Annotated in this window: 1 protein-coding gene; it reads right to left on the bottom strand. The window is 67.2% G+C overall.

The annotated features are described in order from the left end of the window. Positions 1-79 precede the first annotated feature (79 nt). The coding region (locus tag EN742_RS32785) for a glycine cleavage T C-terminal barrel domain-containing protein (protein ID WP_128333762.1) at positions 80-2104 on the bottom strand (2025 nt) is incomplete at its 5' end.

Genomic DNA, 2104 nt, shown 5'->3' with positions numbered 1-2104 from the left:
CTTCGCCTCTATCGTGCGCCCGGCCAGCGCCGGACGGCGCTCGGCCGGCGAGCCGGCAGCGGTTGTCTTTGCGGCAGCCTTAGCCATTGAGGCGCTCCCCCTTCTCGTCGAAGAACACCATGCCGGTGACTTCCACCTCGATCGTCCCGTTTGGCATCGGCACATAGAGCGTCTTGCCCATGCGGTCGCGTCCGCCGGCGACCAACGCCAGCGCGATCGAACGGCCGCAATTCTCCGACCAGTAGCTGGAGGTGACGTGGCCGATCATCTTCATCGGGATTGCTTGGCCAGGATCCTCGACGATCTGCGCGCCCTCCTCCAGCACCACCTTGGGGTCCTTGGTCTTGAGGCCGACAAGCTGCTTGCGACCCTTGGCGACAAGGTCCGGCCGCGTCAGACCACGGATGCCGACGAAGTCAGCCTTCTTCTTGCCGACCGCCCAGTCGAGGGCTGCATCGTTCGGCGTCACCGTGCCGTCGGTATCCTGGCCGACGATGATGTAGCCCTTCTCGGCGCGCAGCACGTGCATGGACTCGGTGCCGTAGGCGCAGGCGCCATGTTTCTGGCCTTCGGCCCACAGCGCCTCCCAGACCGACTGGCCGTAGTCGGCCGGCACGTTGACCTCGAAGCCGCGCTCGCCGGTGAACGACATGCGGAACAGCCGCGTCGGCACGCCGCAGATCCTGCCTTCGCGCACCGACATATGCGGCAGCGCCTCGTCCGACATGTCGATGCCTTCGACCAGCGGCGCGATGATGTCGCGCGACTTCGGTCCCTGCACGGCGATGACCGCCCACTGCTCGGTGATCGAGGTCAGCCAGACATTGAGATGCGGGAACTCGGTCTGGAGATAGTCCTCCATGTGGTGCATGACGCGCGGCGCGCCGCCCGTCGTCGTCGTCACATGGAAGCGATCCGGCGCCAGCCTGCCGACGACGCCGTCATCATAGATGAAGCCGTCCTCGCGCAGCATGATGCCATAGCGGCAGCGGCCGGGCTCCAGCTTCTCCCACGGATTGGTGTAGAGCAGCTCCATGAACTTGGCCGCGTCCGGTCCGACCACCTCGATCTTGCCCAGCGTCGAGGCGTCGAACAGTCCGGCCGTCTTGCGCACCGTCACGCATTCGCGGTCGACGGCGGCGTGCATGTCCTCGGCTCCCCGGGGGAAGTACCAGGCGCGCTTCCACTGGCCGACATCCTCGAACACCGCCCCTTGCGCGGCGGCCCAGGGGTGGATCGCCGTCTTGCGCGTCGGGTCGAACAGCGCGCCGCGCGCATGGCCGACGATCGAGCCGAAGGTTACCGGCGTATAGGGTGCGCGGAAGGTGGTGAGGCCGACCTGCGGGATCGGCTTGCCGAGCGTCTCGGCGGCAATCGCCAGGCCGTGCGTGTTGGACGTCTTGCCCTGGTCGGTCGCCATGCCGTTGGTGGTGAAGCGCTTGACGTGCTCGATCGAGTGCATGCCTTCATGCACCGCCTGGCGGATGTCCTTGGCGGTGACGTCGTTCTGGAAATCGACGAAGGCCTTGACCGTCGTGCCCTGTCCGGCGCCGGGCGCGGCGCCCAGCATGCCGCGCGACCAGCTCTCGCCGGCATCGACCTTCGGCTTGGCGCCTTTGCCTGCCTTGCCGCCGGCCTCCTTCGCCGCCTTGGCGCCGGCCGCATAGGCCTCGTCGACAGTCGCGTCGAGGCCATCCGTGCCGTTGCAGGCGCCGACCGAGATGCAGTCCTGCGCGTAGGTTCCCGGCACGAAGCGCCGTGTCTCCTCGTTGAAGGCGACCTTGCCGCGCGACTGCGAGAACAGATGCACCGACGGCGTCCAGCCGGCCGACATCAGGATCGCGTCGACCGGGATGGTGCGTTCGCCGCCGCCATTCTTCGGCTGGACGGTCATCGACGATACGCGCAGCTTGCCGCCGGCGCGGACCACCGCACGGCCGAAATTGATCTCGATGCCGAGCCCCCGCGCCTCGTCGATCGCCGCCCCGGTCGGGTTGTCGCGCAGATCGACGATAGCGGCGATGTTGACGCCGGCCTTCTTCAAATCGATCGCTGCTGCGTAGGCTGAATCATTGGCGGTGTAGACACCGACATTCCTGCCGAC

Source organism: Mesorhizobium sp. M4A.F.Ca.ET.020.02.1.1, from assembly GCF_004022645.1.
Taxonomy (GTDB): domain Bacteria; phylum Pseudomonadota; class Alphaproteobacteria; order Rhizobiales; family Rhizobiaceae; genus Mesorhizobium.
This window is presented reverse-complemented; position numbering and strand designations above follow the sequence as displayed.